The 17710-nt window shown below is 67.7% G+C and carries 14 protein-coding genes; 4 read left to right on the forward strand and 10 right to left on the reverse strand.

The features are described 5' to 3' along the window. Positions 1-1315 (reverse strand): FAD-dependent monooxygenase (locus ACFQNJ_RS08520; RefSeq protein WP_382256053.1); only part of this gene is annotated, 1315 nt, incomplete at its 3' end. Positions 1316-1444: 129 nt separating this feature from the next. Between ACFQNJ_RS08520 and ACFQNJ_RS08525 the strand changes: the two genes are divergently transcribed. Next, entirely contained in the window at positions 1445-1915 is a 471-nt protein-coding gene (locus ACFQNJ_RS08525) for a MarR family winged helix-turn-helix transcriptional regulator (protein WP_382256056.1), read from the forward strand. A 16-nt stretch (positions 1916-1931) separates the two neighbouring features. Here the strand turns inward: ACFQNJ_RS08525 and ACFQNJ_RS08530 are convergent, their stop codons facing one another. The 6 genes from ACFQNJ_RS08530 to ACFQNJ_RS08555 form a co-directional block, all read right to left on the reverse strand. After that, positions 1932-2351, reverse strand: coding sequence for a DUF2894 domain-containing protein (locus ACFQNJ_RS08530; RefSeq protein ID WP_382256059.1), 420 nt, complete (start codon positions 2349-2351; stop codon positions 1932-1934). Then, positions 2348-3070, reverse strand: a complete 723-nt coding sequence (locus tag ACFQNJ_RS08535) for an OmpA family protein (protein WP_382256061.1) — start codon at positions 3068-3070, stop codon at positions 2348-2350. Before ACFQNJ_RS08535 ends, ACFQNJ_RS08530 begins: the two co-directional genes overlap by 4 nt. Next, the gene (locus ACFQNJ_RS08540) at positions 3070-5343 is read right to left on the reverse strand and encodes a DUF802 domain-containing protein (protein WP_382256063.1); all 2274 of its coding nucleotides are present in this window, start codon (positions 5341-5343) and stop codon (positions 3070-3072) included. Before ACFQNJ_RS08540 ends, ACFQNJ_RS08535 begins: the two co-directional genes overlap by 1 nt. Then, positions 5333-6037 (reverse strand): DUF3348 family protein, encoded by a 705-nt coding sequence (locus ACFQNJ_RS08545; protein ID WP_382256066.1) that lies wholly within the window; start codon positions 6035-6037, stop codon positions 5333-5335. The genes ACFQNJ_RS08540 and ACFQNJ_RS08545 overlap by 11 nt, the downstream gene beginning before the upstream one ends. 181 nt (positions 6038-6218) lie before the next feature. Continuing rightward, entirely contained in the window at positions 6219-7532 is a 1314-nt protein-coding gene (locus ACFQNJ_RS08550; protein WP_382256068.1) for a glycerate kinase type-2 family protein, read from the reverse strand. Further along, complete coding sequence (locus ACFQNJ_RS08555; RefSeq protein WP_382256070.1) at positions 7529-8011, reverse strand: Lrp/AsnC ligand binding domain-containing protein; 483 nt, start codon at positions 8009-8011, stop codon at positions 7529-7531. Before ACFQNJ_RS08555 ends, ACFQNJ_RS08550 begins: the two co-directional genes overlap by 4 nt. Positions 8012-8164: 153 nt before the next feature. Between ACFQNJ_RS08555 and putA the strand changes: the two genes are divergently transcribed. Together putA and ACFQNJ_RS08565 are read left to right on the forward strand one after the other, a co-directional pair. After that, on the forward strand, positions 8165-11890 hold the full coding sequence (gene putA, locus ACFQNJ_RS08560; RefSeq protein WP_382256073.1) for a trifunctional transcriptional regulator/proline dehydrogenase/L-glutamate gamma-semialdehyde dehydrogenase: 3726 nt from the start codon (positions 8165-8167) through the stop codon (positions 11888-11890). Positions 11891-11947: 57 nt separating this feature from the next. Continuing rightward, positions 11948-13408 (forward strand): 8-oxoguanine deaminase, encoded by a 1461-nt coding sequence (locus ACFQNJ_RS08565; protein WP_382256076.1) that lies wholly within the window; start codon positions 11948-11950, stop codon positions 13406-13408. An 11-nt stretch (positions 13409-13419) separates the two neighbouring features. On the opposite strand, the gene ACFQNJ_RS08570 is transcribed toward ACFQNJ_RS08565, so the two are convergent. Both ACFQNJ_RS08570 and ACFQNJ_RS08575 read right to left on the reverse strand, forming a co-directional pair. Then, the gene (locus ACFQNJ_RS08570) at positions 13420-14172 is read right to left on the reverse strand and encodes an SDR family NAD(P)-dependent oxidoreductase (protein ID WP_382256078.1); all 753 of its coding nucleotides are present in this window, start codon (positions 14170-14172) and stop codon (positions 13420-13422) included. Positions 14173-14269: 97 nt separating this feature from the next. Beyond that, positions 14270-14983, reverse strand: a complete 714-nt coding sequence (locus ACFQNJ_RS08575) for an alpha/beta hydrolase (RefSeq protein WP_382256080.1) — start codon at positions 14981-14983, stop codon at positions 14270-14272. Between the two features lie 163 nt (positions 14984-15146). Between ACFQNJ_RS08575 and ACFQNJ_RS08580 the strand changes: the two genes are divergently transcribed. Beyond that, the gene (locus tag ACFQNJ_RS08580) at positions 15147-16835 is read left to right on the forward strand and encodes an AMP-binding protein (protein WP_382256082.1); all 1689 of its coding nucleotides are present in this window, start codon (positions 15147-15149) and stop codon (positions 16833-16835) included. 6 nt (positions 16836-16841) lie between these two features. Here the strand turns inward: ACFQNJ_RS08580 and fghA are convergent, their stop codons facing one another. Continuing rightward, complete coding sequence (fghA, locus tag ACFQNJ_RS08585) at positions 16842-17708, reverse strand: S-formylglutathione hydrolase (RefSeq protein WP_374643472.1); 867 nt, start codon at positions 17706-17708, stop codon at positions 16842-16844. Between the last annotated feature and the right edge of the window lie 2 nt (positions 17709-17710).

Genomic DNA, 17710 nt, shown 5'->3' on the forward strand with positions numbered 1-17710 from the left:
CGGTGAACAGCGCGTTGTCGTCGCCCCGGCTGTTGAGCATCGAATGGGTGTACTCGTGCGGACGCGAGGTGCGCCAGTGGTAGAGCGGGCGCACGAATTCGTGCTGCAGCGACAGCGACAGCACCGCATCGCGCAGCAGGCGGAAGCCCCGGGTGGGCGGCGTCATGAAGCGCACGCTCTTGCCCGACTCGGCAATGATCTCGCGCGCCGCGCCCACCCGCTCGGCGCTGTGGCTGGCCAGCAGGCGGGGGCCCGCCAGGCCTTTGACCACATACGCCAGGTGCCAGCCCAGCGACTGCGCGTCCTGGAACGCGGTGTTGGCCCCGCGCACGCCGAAGATGGGCAGCAGGTGGGCGGCGTCGCCGGTGAAGATCACGCTGCCGTGCACGAAGTCGGGCAGCGTGAGCGTGCGGGCCGAGTACACCGAGCTCCAGTCCATCTCCCAGGGCGTACCGGCATGGCCGATCATCGCCAGCTGCGCGTCGATGCGGGCCTTGAGCGACTCCGGGCGCAGGGCCTCCTCGGGCGTCTCGCCCTCGGGCAGCTGGTAGTCCACGCGCCAGATGCCGTGCGGCTCGCGGTGCATCAGGATGGTGTTGCCCGGGTTCCACTCCGGGTCGAAGAAAGCCAGGCGCTCGGTCGGCAGCGGCAGGTCGATGCGGATGTCGGCGATGACGAAGAAACCTTCGTAAGAGGCGCCTTCCATCTGCAGGTTCATGGCCGTGCGGATGGCCGAGCGGCCACCGGAGGCATCCACCACCCAGTCGCTCTCCAGCGTGTACTCACCCTCGGGCGTGTCGATCAGCACCTCAGCATAACCCTCGCGCTGGGTCACCCCCACAACCTTGTTGCCCCAGCGCATCTCGATCAGCGGACTGGCCGCACAGGCATCGTGCAGGTAATGCTCCATGTACTGCTGCTGCACGTTGAGCATGGGGAAGAACCGGTCGTCATCGTCGTGCGGCGCTTCCATGCGAAAGACGCGATGGCCCCGGTAGTACGAGTTGCCAAAGCGCCAGGGCAGGCCCCCCTCGGTCATGCGTTCGGCCACGCCCACCTGCTGCAGGATCTCCATGGAGCGGCGGGTGAACACGATGGCCCGGCTGCCCTGCGAGAACTGCAGCTCGGCGCTGAGCACCACGCTGGCCACACCGTGGCGCGCCAGCTCCAGCGCCGTGACCATGCCCGCCGGCCCGCTGCCGACGATGACCACCTTCTGGCGCGGCTGCGCCCCGTGCTGCGAGGGCAGCCAGGGCTGGAACACCTCATACGGGTAATAGATCGACGGACGCGGCTGCGTCGTGGGTTGGTGCATCTGGGTTGTCTCCGGCGCTCTGTTTTCGGTTTCCGCGAATTCTGGCGCATTTTAGTTGCGCACGCAACTATTTCCAACCACGCAGAGGGATTGGCCAAACCCGCCAATCACCTGAAGGACAATGCACCCATGAGCGAGCGCAGCCCCTCCCCACCCGCCCTGGAGCGGTTTTTCACCTACCGCCTGAACACCCTGGCCAAGCTCAACGACATGGCCACCCACGCCCTGTACACCGCCGAGCTGGGATTGGGCCTGTCGGAGGCCCGGACGCTGTCTTCCATCGGGTCTTTTCCCCAGCTCACCGTGAATCAGCTGGCTTTTGAGGCCAACCTGGACAAGGGCCAGGCCAGCCGGGCCGCCCAGTCGCTGGTGGACAAGGGATTGGTCCAGAAAGTCGCCAGTCCGCTGGATGGCCGCAGCGTCTTCCTGGCCCTCACGCCCAAGGGCAAGACACTCTGGCGCAAGGTCATGGTGCTGGTGGAACAGCGCAACGACGAGCTGACCCGGTGCCTGAGCGACGAGGAATACGACCAGCTGCTGGACATGTTCGCGCGCATGCTGGCGCAAGCCAAGGCGGGCCAGCAGACCGGCAGGACCTGAGCGTGGCGGCGCCTGGTCAGCGCCGGCGCCGCGGGTCCGATGGCACGGCCGACGACCCCGCCTTGCCGGTCTTGCCCGCCGGACGCAGGCTGGACTGAAGCTGATCCAGCCAGAGCAGGGTGTCGGCATGGGCGAGGAAGCGGCGCAGGTAGTGGGGTGACAACTCCCCCATCAGCGCCAGGTTCCCGCTCATCAATCGCTGGGGATTGAGCGGACCGGCATTCTGGGGCGCACGCTGCAGGGACTGCCGCACCTGGCCCTCGGCACTCAGACGCTCCCAGGTTTCCCGAAAGCGGGCTGCGCTGCGCAGATCCGGCCAGGGTCCCGCTCCCGGGTCCAGCGTGCCCCTCGCCTGCCTGGAGGCCTGGTCCAGATGGGCATGGAGGGCGGCCAACGGGGAACCGGCCCCGCCAGCAGAGGATGCGGGTTTGGTCATGAACGTCCCGCCGACGGCGTCGCCGCGTCGCGTTCCTGGGTGGCGTTGCTGCCGGCACCGGCGCCGGCGCTCGCACGGGGCACCGGTGCCATCTCCACCCGGCGGTTGAGCGCACGCCCCTTCTCGTCGGCGTTGCTGGCCACCGGCTGCTCGGCGCCGAAGGCCGCACTGAAGACGCGTGCACGCGGCATCCCCTGGGCAATGAGGGTGCGGGTCACCGTCAACGCCCGCTGGGCAGACAGCTCCAGGTTGTCCTTGAACCGGGTGTTGCTGGCGCTGATGGGTTTGTCGTCGGTGAAGCCGCTGACCATCAGCAGTTCATCGCGCTCACCCAGGTACACCTGCAAGGGCGGCACCAGCGCCTGCAGCAACTGCTCGCCTTCGGGACGCAACTGCGCCGAGTTGAAGTCGAACAGCACGCTGCCACTGATGCCGATGCGACCGTTGTTCAAAGTCACCCGACCACTGGCCAGCGGCACGGCCAGTGCCTTTTCCAGTGCCATGCGACGGGCTTCCTCCTGCTGGCGCTTCTCGATCTCCGCCTGCAGGCTGTTGACCAGGTCCACCTGGGTGAGCAACACGCCAATGAACACCAGCACAAATGCGCCCACCAGCCCGGCCATCAGGTCACCAAACACCGCCCAGACGGGGGCGGTGGCTTCGGGCGCCTCGTCATCGGGGCCCTCAGCCCCACCCCACGGGTCATGGAAGGCGCCCATCACGCCACTCCGGCCGTGGCCTTGACGGGTCCGCGAAGACGCCGCAGGTCTTCCACGATGCCTTGCTGGGCGCTGATGCTCAGGTCAATGACCTCGCGCGCCTGGGCCACGTAGTAGGCCAGCTGTTCATCGCTGCGCGTGAGCGACTGACCGATCGCCTCCTCCACCCGCCGGAGGCCCTGCACCAGCTGTTCGTGGCTGGCCGCCAGCTGCCCGATGCCTGCCTGGAAGGCCTCACCCAGCGCACCCAGCTGGGCGGCACTGGCGGCCGCCTGCTCGGCCATCGCCTCGGCACGTCCGGACTGCGCGCCGACCGTGTCGGCAAACTGCTGCCCCACCCGTTCGAGCACGCTGGAGGCGGATCCCACCAGGTTCTCGATGGCGGCACGCTGCTCGGCCGTGGTCTGCTGCACCTGCTGCAACAGCTGACCCATCTGCCCCACCAGGTCGGCCCGTTCGGCCAGCGTGGCGTTGTCCCGCTCGGCCAGACGGCTCATCTGCTCGCGCAACTGGGCAATCACCTCGGCCGCCGCCTTGGGGGCCTCGGATGCCGTCTGCATCAGTCGCGCCATGGGCGCTTCCAGAGCGTTCCCCAGGGTGGCCAGTTGTGTCGCCAGCGCCGCCTGCAGTTCGGCCAATCGCTGCACGGCCGCATCACCGCGCACCGCCTCGTCGTTGCGCAAGGCCTGAAGTTGCTGCCCGATGCTGGCCTGCCAGGTGCCTTGCTGCTCGACCAGCCGTTGCTGGTGCTGGACTTCGGTCTCGCGCAGGACCGAGAGCTCCTGGCGCCACAGGGCCGCCAGCTCGTCCATGCGCTGACCATGCTGCTGCACCCAGGCCGCTTCGGATGCCGCGCGGGCCTGCACCAGGGCTTCGGTCTGGGCCAGCAGGCGTGAAACGCCCTCCAGTCCCTGGTCAAGCTGCCGGGTGCTTCGTTCGGTGATGGCCCTGGCGGTCTCCTCCAGGGCCTGCATCATGGCCTGCTGCTGGGTCTGGGCCAGGCTGCCCGCCTGCTGCCAGCCGGCCTGCAGCGACTGCGTCACGCGCTCCAGCGCTGCCATGAGCGACGCCTGCTGGCTCTGGTCCATCTGGAGACGCTGTGCCTGGGCCTGCTCCTGGGCGGTCTGCACCTTGTGCAGCCATTGTTCGGCGCGAGACTCGAAGCCGGCATGCAGCTGGGTGAGGGATTGCTCCTGCAGCGCCAGCAGTTGCCGGGCATCGTCGGCGTGCTGCTTCAGTGCCTGGGTCCAGGTCTCGGTCACCGCGGTGGTGGTGACGGCAAAGCGCTCCGACAGCCCGGACAGCTGTGCCTGGACCGCAGCGCCCACGCCTTCGTGCAGGCGCATGGACTCGGCGGCCACACGGCTCATGGCCTGTTGGACCACAGGCTGCAGGCTTTCGGTGGCGGCGCGGGCACTGGCGGCCAGGCTCTCGCGCAGCGAACGCTCGACCGACTGGGCCAGGCCGGTGTAAGACGCCGCCGCCTCACGCTGGAACTCGGCCTGGCGGGCCAGCAACTGCTCGTCGAGCTGCCGGCTGCGCTGCTCCATCTGCTCGATCAGCGTCTGCAGGTGCCGGGCCGCGGCCGGCATGGCTTCGGCCTGGCGTTGCAGGGCTTCGAAACTCTGCTGTCGCTGATGCGCGGCCGAGAACGGCCGCAGTGTGGTGGCCACCAGGCCATCCAGCATCCGCAGCGCGCGGGTGCGTTCACGTCGCGCCAGGGTCGTCATGAGGCCCAGCATGGCCGAGGTGGCCACGCCAGCCACCGAGGTCCCGAACGACAGCCCCAGGCCCTTGATCGGCGCGGCCAGTGCGCTGCGGATGGCCGACAGGTCGGCCGACCCCTCCAGGGCAAACACCGCCCCCTTGAACGTCACCACCATGCCCAGAAAAGTCCCCAGCATGCCCAGCATGACCAGCAGACCAATCAGGTAGGGGGTGAGCGTGAGTGCCGGGAAGGCAACCCGATCACCCTCGACACGCTGGCGGACGGCCCCCTGCAGGGAGTCAGGCACACGGGTCAGCCAGTCGGACAAGCGCTCCAGGGGCTGTGGCACGTCGGCCATGGCCGTCTGCAGGGCTGCGGTCGCCTGTGAATAGCGGCGCAACTCCCAGACACCCCCCAGAAAGACAGCGCCAATCAGCAGCGTCATGCCCAGGGCAAACGCACTGGAGCCGACAAAACCGCTGGCCACCCAGGCCACCACCGCCAGGCCAGTCACCAAGGCGCCCGCAGACAGGACGCGATGCAAACGCAAAGAATCAGTCATCATGTTCCAGGGATTCGATCAGACCCATGACCGGTTGCAGCCGAAGGTCCAGCTCGGCCAGCAGGATCTGTTCGAACTCGTCGGCAAAGGCCTGCAGCCAGCGTGGGTCATGGGGGGTGTCAGAGGTGGCGACCGCCTGCCGCAGGGCGGCAAATCGGGCTTTCAGCAAGGCTGGCAGCTGGGACAGCAGCCGCTGCTCACGTCCGCCAAAGAGGGTCTGCATGTGGGCATCGAGCGCAGCCAGGCGCGCGTGATCCGGCGACGATTGGGCCAGGGCCTGGCGCACGTGGTCGCGCAGGGCGTCCACCGACAACTCCATGCGACGCTGCTGCTCGTGCAGGCGCTGATGGTAGAAGGCGAACTCGGTGTCGGGATCACTGGCGTCAGGGCGGTGCGTCGGATCGCGGCGACGGATCGATTGCGCCAGCACCGCTTGCACGCGCTGCAACTCGGCCTGCAGGTTGGCACGAAGCGCCTGGGTCGGTACCGTCGTGGAACGCTGCCGCCTCGACGCCGCAGCGCCGGCGGCGTCCACCGCCCCGGTCGCCGCATGCAGCGCAATGGCTTCCTTGACATTGAGCCATTGGCCAAGCCGCTCGGCCACGTCCTGCCGCGGTCCATCGACAGGCGCAGGCAACCAGCGCGCCAACTGTCGCGCCAGGGCGGAGGCAGGTACGGACGGCAAACGGTCGAGCAAAATGGTCCACGGTACCCGGGGTCGGGCACCAGCAACAGGGTTGACAGGGAGGAATCCGTCCCACGAACGTGGCCGGCGTGTTCCGCGGCCGGTGGGCCGATGGCAACCCTCTATTAGAAACGATGTCTTCGGCGGGTTTGTAACCGCCGATCCGGGGCCGCCGCGCGGGACGCGGCGGAAGTCACCTCACCAGAATCGCCCGGAAGTCGTTGACATTGGTGTGGGTTGGGCCCGTCGCGACCAGATCCCCCAGTGGTTCAAAGAAGCCGTAGGCGTCGTTGCGGGCCAGATGATCACCGACCTTCAGCCCGAGGGCGGCCGAGCGGGCCAGCGTGTCCGGCGTCACCACCGCACCCGCGTTGTCCTCCATGCCATCGATGCCGTCGGTGTCGGCGGCCAGGGCCCAGACACCGGGCTGGCCGCCCAGCGCCTGTGCCAGACCCATGCAGAACTCGCCCGCCCGTCCGCCCTTGCCCCTGGGCTGATCCGGGGCACGGGGACGCACCGTCACCGTGGTCTCCCCTCCGCTCAGGATGACGCAGGGCGCCTCGAAGCTGCTGCGCCCCAACGCCGCCGAGCGGGCGAGCGCCGCGTGCACCTTGCCGACTTCCCGCGATTCGCCCTCGATCTCATCGCTGAGGATGTAGGCACGCAGACCCAGACTGCGTGCCGCGGCGGCAGCGGCCTCCAGGCTCTGCTGCGGCGTGGCGATCAGGTGCGTTTCGCAGCGCGCCAGTCGCGGATCGCCGGGTTTGGGGGTTTCCAGCTCGGCGCGCTCGAGCCGCGCCCGGACCGCAGGCGGCACCTCTATGCCGTAGCGACGCAGGATGTCCAGGGCATCGGCGCAGGTGGTCGCATCGGCCACGGTCGGGCCACTGGCGATCACGCTCACGTCGTCACCTGGCACATCGCTGATGGTCAGCGTGACCACGCGGGCGGGTGCACAGGCTGCCGCCAGGCGCCCCCCCTTGATGCGGGAGAGATGCTTGCGCACGGTGTTCATCTCGCCGATGTGCGCGCCGCTCTCGAGCAACTGGCGGTTGATGCGCTGCTTGTCGGCCAGGGTCAGGCCCTCGCACGGCAGCGTCAGCAGGGACGATCCGCCGCCCGAGATCAGGCACAGCACCAGGTCGTCCCCGGTCAAGCCCTGCGTCAGCGCCAGGATGCGCTGAGCCGCCGCCAGACCGGCTGCGTCGGGCACCGGGTGCGCGGCTTCCACGACCTCGATCCTTTCGTGCACCCCCGACGGCCGCGGCGGTGTGTGTCCGTAGCGCGTGACCACCAGACCGGACAGCGGCGCATCCTGCGGCCACAGGGCCTCCACCGCGTGCGCCATCGCGCCACCCGCCTTGCCCGCCCCCAGCACCAGGGTGCGTCCTTTCGGGGGCTGGGGCAGATGGGCCGCGGTGTTGTGCAGCGGCAGCGCGCGCTGCACCGCCACGTCGTACAGGTGTCGCAGCAGCGCGCGGGGGTCTTCGAGGCTGGGTAGTGTCATGGGGTTGTCAGTCTAGCGGCCGCGGGCCGCACCGGCAGGCTGCGCTCATCCTTGACCACCTCCATCACCACATAGGTGTGGGTCTGCTTGACAGAGGGCAGCCCCGAAATGTGCTCGCCCATGACTTTGCGGTACTCGTTGATGTCCCGGGTGCGTACCTTGAGCAGGTAGTCGAAATCCCCCGCGATCATGTGGCAGGACTCGATCTCGGGGATGCGGCGCACCGCCTCATTGAAGCGGCGCAGGTCCTGCTCGGTGGTGCTGGAGAGCAACACCTGCACCAGCACCACATGACCGGCACCCACCGCGTCGGCGTCCAGTGCCGCGTGATAGCCCCGGATCACACCCGCCTTCTCCAGGCGACGGACCCGCTCGGCGCAAGGCGTCTTGGTCAACCCGACACGACGGGAGAGTTCCACGATGGACAGCCTGGCATCTGCCTGCAGCTCCTGGAGGATTTTCTGGTCGATGCGATCCATTTTTCAGAAGACTTTCGTCTTTAAATACGCTCTATGTCAGCCATTATGGCTTTATCAATCTCAAATTCAGAGCCAAAAACTACCGTAAATTCGGAACAATTCAGGCCATTGACGTGACTGACAAACAACCGTCATCCGCCCTGGAGACCCCGCATGAACGCACCCGACACCCACCTGATCACACAGCCCGCGCCGTCCCGCGGTGCCGCCGCCCTCCCGGCACAGCCGCGCCCGGCGCTTCGCGTGCACATCGACGACGCCTGGCGCCTGCCCGAACCGGTGTGTGTGCCGCCACTGGTGGAGGCGGCCCGGCTCGATCCGGCCCTGCAGGCACCAGTGCGCCAGCTGGCCCATGACCTGGTCACCGGCTTGCGCAGCGTACGCACCCGCTCCAGTGGCGTCGATGCCCTGATGAAGGAGTTTTCCCTCTCCAGCCAGGAGGGCGTGGCCCTGATGTGCCTGGCCGAGGCCTTGCTGCGCGTGCCTGACAAAGCCACCGCCGACCGACTGATCCGAGACAAGCTGTCCGACGGGGACTGGCGCTCGCACATCGGCAACAGCCCCTCGCTGTTCGTCAATGCGGCCACCTGGGGCCTGCTGATCACCGGCCGGCTGGTGTCCACCAGCAGCGAGGAAGGTCTGTCGTCCGCGCTCACGCGGCTCGTGGCCCGTGGCGGCGAACCCCTGATCCGCAAGGGCATGGACCTGGCCATGCGCATGCTGGGCGAGCAGTTCGTGACCGGGCGCGACATCGACGAAGCGCTGCAGCGCGGACGCGCCCATGAAGCCAGAGGCTACCGCTATTCCTTCGACATGCTGGGCGAAGCCGCCATGACCGCGCAGGACGCCGAGCGTTACTTCGGCGACTACGAGCGCGCCATCGCGGCCATCGGTGCGGACAGTCGTGGCCGTGGCGTGGTGGATGGCAATGGCATCTCGGTGAAGCTGTCCGCCCTGCACCCGCGCTACACCTGGTCGCAGCGCGAGCGTGTGCTGGCCGAGCTGCTGCCCGGACTGAAGGCGCTGTGCCTGCAGGCTCGCGGGCACGACATCGGTCTGAACATCGACGCCGAAGAAGCCGACCGTCTGGACATCTCGCTGGACCTGCTCGAAGCCCTGGCCACGGACCCGGCGCTGGGCGGGTGGAACGGCCTGGGCTTTGTGGTGCAGGCCTACCAGAAGCGTGCGCCCCGCGTGCTCGACTTCGTCATCGACCTGGCCCGGCGCAGCGGGCGGCGAATGATGGTCCGCCTGGTCAAGGGCGCCTACTGGGATGCGGAGATCAAGCGCGCCCAGATCGACGGGCTGGCGGGCTACCCCGTCTTCACGCGCAAGGTCTACACCGACGTGTCCTATCTGGCCTGCGCCCGGCAGCTGCTGGCCGCGCGCGAAGTGGTGTACCCCCAGTTTGCCACCCACAACGCCCAGACACTGGCCACCATCGTGCACCTGGCCCAGACCGATGGCCGGCCCTGGCAGCCCGGCGACTATGAGTTTCAGTGCCTGCACGGGATGGGCGAACCGCTCTACGACCAGATCGTCGGGCACCCCCAACGGCATCGGCTGGTCAGGATCTATGCCCCTGTGGGCAGTCACGAGACCCTGCTGGCCTACCTGGTGCGGCGGCTGCTGGAGAACGGTGCCAACACCAGCTTTGTCAACCGCATCGTGGACGAGCGCGTTCCCGTGGAGGAACTGATTGCCGACCCGGTCGAACAGGCCTCGGCCCTCGGGGGCGCGCCTCACCCCAGGATCCCTCTGCCCCGCGACCTGTTCGCCCCGCTTCGAGCCAATTCGGCCGGGCACGACCTGGCCAGCGAAGCTGTGCGGGAACGCATCGGTCGCGCGCTGGCGCGCTCACTGCATGAGGCATTCGAGGCGGGTCCCATCGTGGCTGGCACGCCTACCGCCGTCGGGCCGTCCGTGGCGGTGTACAACCCGGCCGATCTGGGCGAAACCGTCGGCACGGTTCGGGAAAGCACCACCGATGACATCGGGCAGGCATTGCACACCGCCACTGAGGCCGCCAATACCTGGGCCACCACACCCGCCGCAGACCGCAGCACGCTGCTGGAGAGCGCCGCCTCGCTGTTCGAGCAGAACGCCGATACGCTGCTGTCCCTGGCGGTGCGCGAAGCCGGCAAGTCATGGGCCAACGCGGTGGCTGAACTGCGCGAGGCGGTGGACTTCCTGCGCTACTACGCCCAGCAGTCGCGCGGCTTCGATACGGCCTGCCATGTGCCCCTGGGTCCGGTGCTGTGCATCAGCCCCTGGAACTTCCCTCTGGCCATCTTCACCGGGCAGGTGGCGGCGGCCCTGGCCGCCGGTAACCCGGTGCTGGCCAAGCCGGCCGAGCAGACGCCCCTGATCGCGGCCTTTGCGGTTCGGCTCCTGCATCAGGCGGGCATCCCCCCGGCCGTGCTGCAGCTGCTGCCCGGTCAGGGCGAAACCGTGGGCGCGGCCCTGGTGGCGGATGCACGGGTGCGTGGCGTCATGTTCACCGGCTCCACCGAGGTGGCCGCCATCATCCACCGCACACTGGCCTCGCGCGGCGGCCAGGTGCCGCTGATTGCCGAGACGGGCGGGCAGAACGCCATGATCGTGGACTCGACCGCCCTGCCCGAGCAGGTCGTCACCGATGTGCTGGCGTCGGCCTTTGACTCCGCGGGCCAGCGTTGCTCGGCCCTGCGCGTGCTCTGCCTGCAGGAGGAGATCGCCGATGGCGTGCTGCACATGCTGCGTGGCGCCATGAGCGAACTCAGTCTGGGCAACCCGGCCGATGTCCGGGTGGACATCGGCCCGGTGATCGATGCGCAGGCGCGTCATGGCCTGGAGAACCACGTGGCCGCCATGCAGACCCGTGGCGCCCGGGTGACGCGTTTGCCCCTGCCCCCCGCGTGTGCCCGGGGCACCTTCGTGGCCCCCACGGTGATCGAGATCGATCGCCTGGCCGATCTGGGGCGTGAGCAATTTGGCCCGATCCTGCACGTGCTGCGCTACCGGGCGGCCGATCTGGACCACCTGATCGACCAGATCAACGCCAGCGGCTATGGCCTGACCATGGGCGTGCACACCCGCATCGACGAGACGGTCGACCAGGTCGCCAGCCGCGCCCATGTCGGCAACCTGTACGTCAACCGCAACATCATTGGCGCCGTGGTGGGCGTGCAGCCCTTCGGCGGCGAGGGGCTGTCGGGGACCGGGCCCAAGGCGGGTGGCCCGCTGTACCTGCACCGCCTGCTGGCGCGGACCGGTGGTCCGGTCCTCGGGGATGGCGCATCTGCTGTCGCTGAGACCCCTGAAAGCCACAGCGCGGATGAACACCTGCAATGCCTGCAGACCTGGCTGGACAGCGCAGGACGGCAGTGGCTGGAAGGCGATGAGCTGTTGGCCCTGCGCGACCAGGCCGATGCCTACCGCACACGGCGCATCACCGGCCTGCGGCTGGCGTTGCCCGGACCCACGGGAGAAGACAACCGCCTGCGCTTCACCGCCCGGGGACTCATCGCCGGGGTGAGCCAGACAGCGGCAGACGCCCTGCACCAGGTGATGGCGGCGCTGATCAGCGGCAACCGGCTGGTGCTGGACAACACACCAGCGGCCAAGGTCGTGCATTCGGCGCTCCCCGCTTCCCTGCAAGAACGGGTGGCGGTGGATGCCGCGTGGATGGAACGGGACGTGACAGCGGTGCTGTTTGACGGTGCGGACGACGACGCCGACGCCCTGCAGGTGCGCCTGGCCGCACGCCCGGGTCCGATCCTGCCACTGCTGCGGCCCGTGCCCGGCTACGACCTCACGCGCCTGGTGCACGAACGCACCCTGTCGGTGAACACCGCCGCGGCCGGGGGCAACGCCAGCCTGATGGCCATGGGCGCCTGAGGATGTCATGATCGGGTGCGCCGGCGATGGTGGCCGGCACACGCCGCCCGACCTGACATGACCGACCAGACCCTGCTGATCCATCGCGCCGACTGCATCGCCACCTTCGACCATGCCGATGCCTCGATGGGTCGTGAACTGAGGGACGCCTCCCTGCTGGTGCGCGGCCACACCATCGAATGGATGGGGCCGGCAGCTGACGTACCCCCGGAGACATTGGCCGGCGCAGGTGAGGTGATCGATGCGCGCGGCCACCTGGTCGTGCCCGGGCTGGTGAATACCCACCACCATATGTACCAGTCGCTCACGCGGGCCATCCCCGGGGTGCAGGATGCCGAGCTCTTCAGCTGGCTGCGCGGGCTCTATCCGATCTGGGCGGGACTCACGCCCGAGATGGTGCAGGTATCCACCCAGGTCGCGATGGCCGAGCTGCTGCTCAGTGGCTGCACCACCAGCAGTGACCATCTCTACATCTACCCCAACGGTATTCGCCTGGAAGACGCCATTGAGGGCGCCCAGCACATCGGCATGCGCTTCGTGGCCACGCGCGGCAGCATGAGCGTGGGCCAGTCACTGGGCGGCCTGCCACCCGACCGGGTGGTGGAAAAAGAGGACGCCATCCTCAAGGACAGCCAGCGCCTCATCGAGACCTGGCACGACGCGTCTCACGGTGCCATGGTTCAGGTAGCGCTCGCGCCCTGTTCGCCCTTCTCGGTCAGCCCGGCGTTGATGAAGGCCAGTGCCGATCTGGCCCGCAGCTTCAAAGGCCTGGGCGTGCGCCTGCACACCCACCTGGCCGAGAACGACCACGACATCGCCTACAGCCGCGAGAAGTTCAACATGACGCCGGCGCAGTATGCACAGGAACTGGGCTGGCTGGGCGACGACGTCTGGCACGCCCACTGCGTCAAGCTCGACGACGAAGGCATCTCACTGTTCGCCGCCAGTCGCACCGGCGTGGCGCACTGCCCCTGCAGCAACATGCGCCTGGCCAGCGGCATTGCGCCCATCCGGCGCATGGTGGATGCCGGCGTGCCGGTGGGGCTGGGAGTGGACGGCAGCGCCAGCAACGACGGGGCGCACATGGTCAACGAGGCGCGGCAGGCCCTGCTGCTGGCGCGCGTCGGTCGCGCCCTGTCAGCCCCCGAAATCCGGGACGGCAGGACCTTCTTCGGCTGTGACCTGGGCCCGGCCGAGATGACGGCGCGCGACGCGCTGCACATCGCCACCCGCGGCGGTGCGGCGGTACTGGGCCGGCGCGACATCGGCCACCTGGCCGTGGGCATGTGCGCCGATCTGGCGCTGTTTGACCTGCGCACCCTGGGGTTTGCCGGCGGGGCCGTGCACGACCCCGTGGCCAGCCTGCTGCTCTGCGCCAGTCCGCAGGCTGTCTGGACCGTGGTCAACGGGCGGGTGGTGGTGCGCGAAGGCCAGCTGGCTTCGATCGATCTGGGACCCCTGATCGAACGGCACAACCGGCTGGCCCGTCGACTGGCCGAATCAGCCCGCAGCGCCTGACGCGCACAGGCTCAGGACTTGCCGGCCGTGAAACCGCCGTCCACCAGCAGGTTCGCGCCGGTGATGAAGCTGGCCTCATCACTGAGAAGAAACAGCGCCGCGTTGGCCACCTCTTCGGGCCGCCCCAGGCGCCCGATGGGGTGAAGCCCGATCAGGAACTGCTTCGTCGCCGCATCCAGCAGGGACAGCAGGGGCGTGTCGATGTAGCCGGGGCCGATCGAATTCACACGCACCCCCTTGGCGGCGCCTTCCAGGGCCAGGGTCCGCGTCATGTTGACCACCCCGCCCTTGGCGGCGGTGTAGGCCGCGGTGTTGCTCTGGCCGAACACACCCAGGATCGAGGCACAGTTGACGACACTGCCACTGCCCTGGGCGTACATGACCTTGATCGACGCCCGTGCGACCCGGAACACGCCCATCAGATTGATGTCCAGTATGCGCAGGAAGTCCTCATCGGTGTAGTCCTGCGCGGGGCTCAGTCCGCCGATCCCGGCGTTGTTGAACACGCCATCCAGCCGCCCGAAGCGCTGGACGGTGTCGGCCACCATGCGGTCCACCTGCTCGGTCGAGGACACATCGACCGGAATGAATGCACAACGGCCGGCGTACCGCTGGTCAAGTTCCGCCGCCCGGGCCTGGCCCTGGGAATCCGCCATGTCGGCCAGTGCCACGCGGGCGCCTTCGGCAAGACAGCGTTCCACGGTGGACAAACCGATACCACTCGCGCCGCCAGTGATCAGCACCACCTTGTCTTTCAAACGCATCACCATACCTCCTTGATTCGATGTCACCAAGGCATGGCCGCATGCCATGCCCTGCGATCATTGTGAAGGCAGTTGATGACGTCCGATACCGATCAGGTCAAGTTCTGGGAACTTGCAGCCGCTCAAGCAACCAGTCGCGGATCACAGACACTTCCTCCATGCAAAGCTCATGCCCCATCGCAAAGGTAGCCCACTGCACGTTGTAGCCCAGATCCTTGAGCACATCCCGCGCCGCCTCGCCCCGGGACGGCACCACCACCTCGTCGTGCAGGCCATGGATCATGAGCACCGGCACCTCGCGGCTGACCGGGCTTGCCTCAGCCGCCGTGATCGACGCCAGCGGAAGGTAACCCGACAGCGCCACCAGACCGGCCAGGCGATGGGGCGAGCGCAAGCCCGCCAGCAAGGTCATGGCGCAGCCCTGGGAAAAGCCCATCAGCACGATGCGCTCGGCGGGCACGCCACGCTGGCGCTCGCGCTCGATCAGCTGCTCCACGATGGCCTGGGATTCGCGCAGACCAAGCTCGTCTTCCTGGCGCACACCACCCGGTTCGTCGGCAGGCGGATGGATGTCGTACCAGGCGCGCATCGCGTACCCGCCATTGATGGTCACCGGACGAACAGGCGCACTGGGAAACACATAGCGCACGGGCCCCACCGGTGACAGGTCCATGGCCTGTGCCACGGGCAGGAAGTCGCTGCCGTCGGCCCCGAGGCCGTGCAGCACGATGATGCTGGCGCCTGGTTCCTGATCTTGCGAAGTGGCGCCGGTGACAAGTTCCAGGAGATCGACATGAGGAGGGGTATACATGCGATCAGCATACCGGACCAGGTGCTGCAAGCTTGAGCAGGATCAAACCGCCCGGCGGCGATGGAGTGCATCCTCTATTTTTTGGCAGGGAAAACCCATTTATGCGTCTGCACGCTTGTGTGTAGATTGCGGTGGGGAACAAGCACAGGCAGGAGACACGTTCATGAGTCCGGTAGCAAGCGATCTGCTGGCGCTGCAGCGCCTTTATCACTGGGAAAGCAAAGACCCCGGCCGCATCGCGCTGACGCAGCCCATGGGTGGCGGCGTGGTCAAGGACTACAGCTGGGCCGAGGTCGCCGATCAGGCGCGACGGATGGCAGCCCACCTCAAGGCACAGGGATGGGAGCCGGGTTCGCGGGTGGCTATCCTGTCCAAGAATTGCGCCTGGTGGATGATGAGCGATCTGGCCATCTGGATGGCTGGCCACGTATCGGTCCCCCTATACCCGACCCTGGCGCCCGACACGATTGCCCAGATCCTTGAGCACAGCGGGGCACGCGCCTGTTTTGTGGGCAAGCTGGACGGCTGGGAGCACATGAAACCCGGCATCCCCAGCGGCTTGCCGTGCATCAGCTATCCGCTGTCACCGCCGGACGCGATACGGCAATACACCGGTTGGGACGAGATCTGCCAGAAGACCTCCCCCCTGAACGGGCAGGTTCTGCGTGCAGCCGACGAGCTCGCCACAATCATTTACACCTCGGGCACGACGGGCATGCCCAAGGGCGTCATGCACAGCTTTGGCAACTTTGCCTGGGCGCTGGACAAGGGTCTGGCACGCATCCCCCTGAGCGGGGATGACCGCATGCTGTCCTACCTGCCACTGGCCCATGTGGTCGAACGCATGCTGGTCGAGCACGGCTGGCTGCGCACCGGTATGCATGTGTACTTTGCAGAATCGCTGGACACCTTCACCGCCGATCTGCAGCGCGCACGTCCGACGGTGTTCTTCTCGGTGCCGCGCCTGTGGGTGAAGTTCCAGCACGGCATTCACCAGAAGATGCCCGAAGCCAAGTTGCAGCGCCTGCTGCGGATCCCGTTGCTGGGTGGACTGATCCGGCGCAAGATCCGCAAGGCGCTGGGTCTGGACCAGTGCCAGTTTGCCGCCGGCGGCGCCGCGCCGATGCCCCTGGCCCTGCTGCAGTGGTACGAGCGGCTGGGCCTGCCCATCAACGAAGGTTACGGCATGACCGAGAACCTGGCGCTGTCACACATCACCGAGGCCGGCAAGAACCAGCAAGGCACGGTGGGACCGACCTACCCGGGCGTGGAGCACCGCATCGCCCCCGAATCGGGCGAGATCCAGATGCGAAGCGAGGCCCTCATGCTGGGCTATTACCGGGAGCCCGAGAAAACCAGAGAGGTTTTCACCAGCGACGGCTGGCTGCGCACCGGCGACAAGGGCCACATCGACAGCTACGGCTTGCTGCGAATCACCGGTCGCGTCAAGGACCTGTTCAAGACCAGCAAGGGCAAGTACGTGGCCCCTGCGCCGATCGAGGACAAGCTGATGATGCACGACGCTGTCGAGGCCTGCGTGGTGACCGGCGCCAACCTGGGGCAACCGCTGGGGATCGTCATGCTCAACGCCGAAGCGGCGGCCCAGTCCGCCGAAGTGGGAGGGCGTCAGGCGCTGGAGCAGTCGCTGACCGAGCACCTGCACCAGATCAACGCCTCGCTGGACCCGCACGAGCAGCTGCAATGCCTGGTGGTCACCACCACCGCCTGGACGGTGGACAACGACATGATCACGCCCACTTTCAAGGTCAAGCGCAACCGCATCGAGGACCTCTATGCCCGGCACTACGAGACCTGGGAGGCCTCGCAGCGCAAGATCATCTGGCAGAAATGAGCCCGCTCAGGCCCCCAGGGCCTGGGCGTGATGCCGGAGATGATCGTCGATGAAACTGGCCACGAAGTAGTAGCCATGGTCGTACCCGGCGTGTCGGCGCAGCGCCAGGGGCTGACCGACCTGCGCGCAGGCCGCCTCCAGCGCCTCGGGGTACAGCTGTTCCGCCAGGAATTTGTCGGCCAAGCCCTGGTCGACGAGGATCCCGCCGGGATACGGTGCGGAAGATTGCCCGGCCATCAGCAGGCTGGCGTCGTGTGAGGTCCAGGCGGTTTCGTCCTGCCCCAGATAGCCCAGAAAGGCTTTCCGGCCCCAGGGGCAGCGGGTCGGCGCGCAGATCGGTGCGAAGGCCGACAGGCTGCGGAACATCCCGGGGTGTCGCAGTGCCAGGGTCAGCGCACCATGCCCCCCCATGGAATGGCCGGTGATGCCCAGGCGCTGACCATCCAGACCGAACTCGCTCACCACCCCGGGGATCAGGTCCTGCAGCAGGTAGCTCTCCATCTGCCAGTGGCCCGCCCACGGGTGCTCGGTGGCATCCAGATAGAAGCCGGCCCCCACCCCGAAATCCCAGTGATGGTCCTCACCGTCAATGCCGCTGTTGCGCGGACTGGTGTCCGGAAACAGCAGCGCCAGGCCGAGCTGCGCGGCCAGTCGCTGGGCACCGGCCTTCATGGCGGCCGTCTCCTCGGTGCAAGTCAGGCCGGCCAGGTAGGTCAGCAGCGGCACTGGCTGTCCGGCCAGCGCTTGCGGCGGCAGGAACAGCGCGAAGCGCATGGGCAGGCCAATCTGGTTGACGTTGAAGTGCTTGTAGAAGCGCTGCACGCCGCCAAAGCAGCCGTGCTCGCTGATCAGTTCCAGGCGTTCCAATGCCATGC

Source organism: Hydrogenophaga bisanensis, assembly GCF_042665135.1.
In the GTDB taxonomy this organism is placed as follows: Bacteria; Pseudomonadota; Gammaproteobacteria; order Burkholderiales; family Burkholderiaceae_C; genus Hydrogenophaga; species Hydrogenophaga bisanensis.

What these genes read in the sequence shown, in the direction of transcription:
- ACFQNJ_RS08525 (WP_382256056.1), top strand. Translation starts at nt 1,445, where the DNA reads ATGAGCGAGCGCAGCCCCTCCCCACCCGCCCTGGAGCGGTTTTTCACC.
- ACFQNJ_RS08530 (WP_382256059.1), bottom strand. Translation starts at nt 2,351, where the DNA reads ATGACCAAACCCGCATCCTCTGCTGGCGGGGCCGGTTCCCCGTTGGCC.
- ACFQNJ_RS08535 (WP_382256061.1), bottom strand. Translation starts at nt 3,070, where the DNA reads ATGGGCGCCTTCCATGACCCGTGGGGTGGGGCTGAGGGCCCCGATGAC.
- ACFQNJ_RS08540 (WP_382256063.1), bottom strand. Translation starts at nt 5,343, where the DNA reads ATGATGACTGATTCTTTGCGTTTGCATCGCGTCCTGTCTGCGGGCGCC.
- ACFQNJ_RS08550 (WP_382256068.1), bottom strand. Translation starts at nt 7,532, where the DNA reads ATGACACTACCCAGCCTCGAAGACCCCCGCGCGCTGCTGCGACACCTG.
- ACFQNJ_RS08555 (WP_382256070.1), bottom strand. Translation starts at nt 8,011, where the DNA reads ATGGATCGCATCGACCAGAAAATCCTCCAGGAGCTGCAGGCAGATGCC.
- putA (WP_382256073.1), top strand. Translation starts at nt 8,165, where the DNA reads ATGAACGCACCCGACACCCACCTGATCACACAGCCCGCGCCGTCCCGC.
- ACFQNJ_RS08565 (WP_382256076.1), top strand. Translation starts at nt 11,948, where the DNA reads ATGACCGACCAGACCCTGCTGATCCATCGCGCCGACTGCATCGCCACC.
- ACFQNJ_RS08570 (WP_382256078.1), bottom strand. Translation starts at nt 14,172, where the DNA reads ATGCGTTTGAAAGACAAGGTGGTGCTGATCACTGGCGGCGCGAGTGGT.
- ACFQNJ_RS08575 (WP_382256080.1), bottom strand. Translation starts at nt 14,983, where the DNA reads ATGTATACCCCTCCTCATGTCGATCTCCTGGAACTTGTCACCGGCGCC.
- ACFQNJ_RS08580 (WP_382256082.1), top strand. Translation starts at nt 15,147, where the DNA reads ATGAGTCCGGTAGCAAGCGATCTGCTGGCGCTGCAGCGCCTTTATCAC.
- fghA (WP_374643472.1), bottom strand. Translation starts at nt 17,708, where the DNA reads ATGGCATTGGAACGCCTGGAACTGATCAGCGAGCACGGCTGCTTTGGC.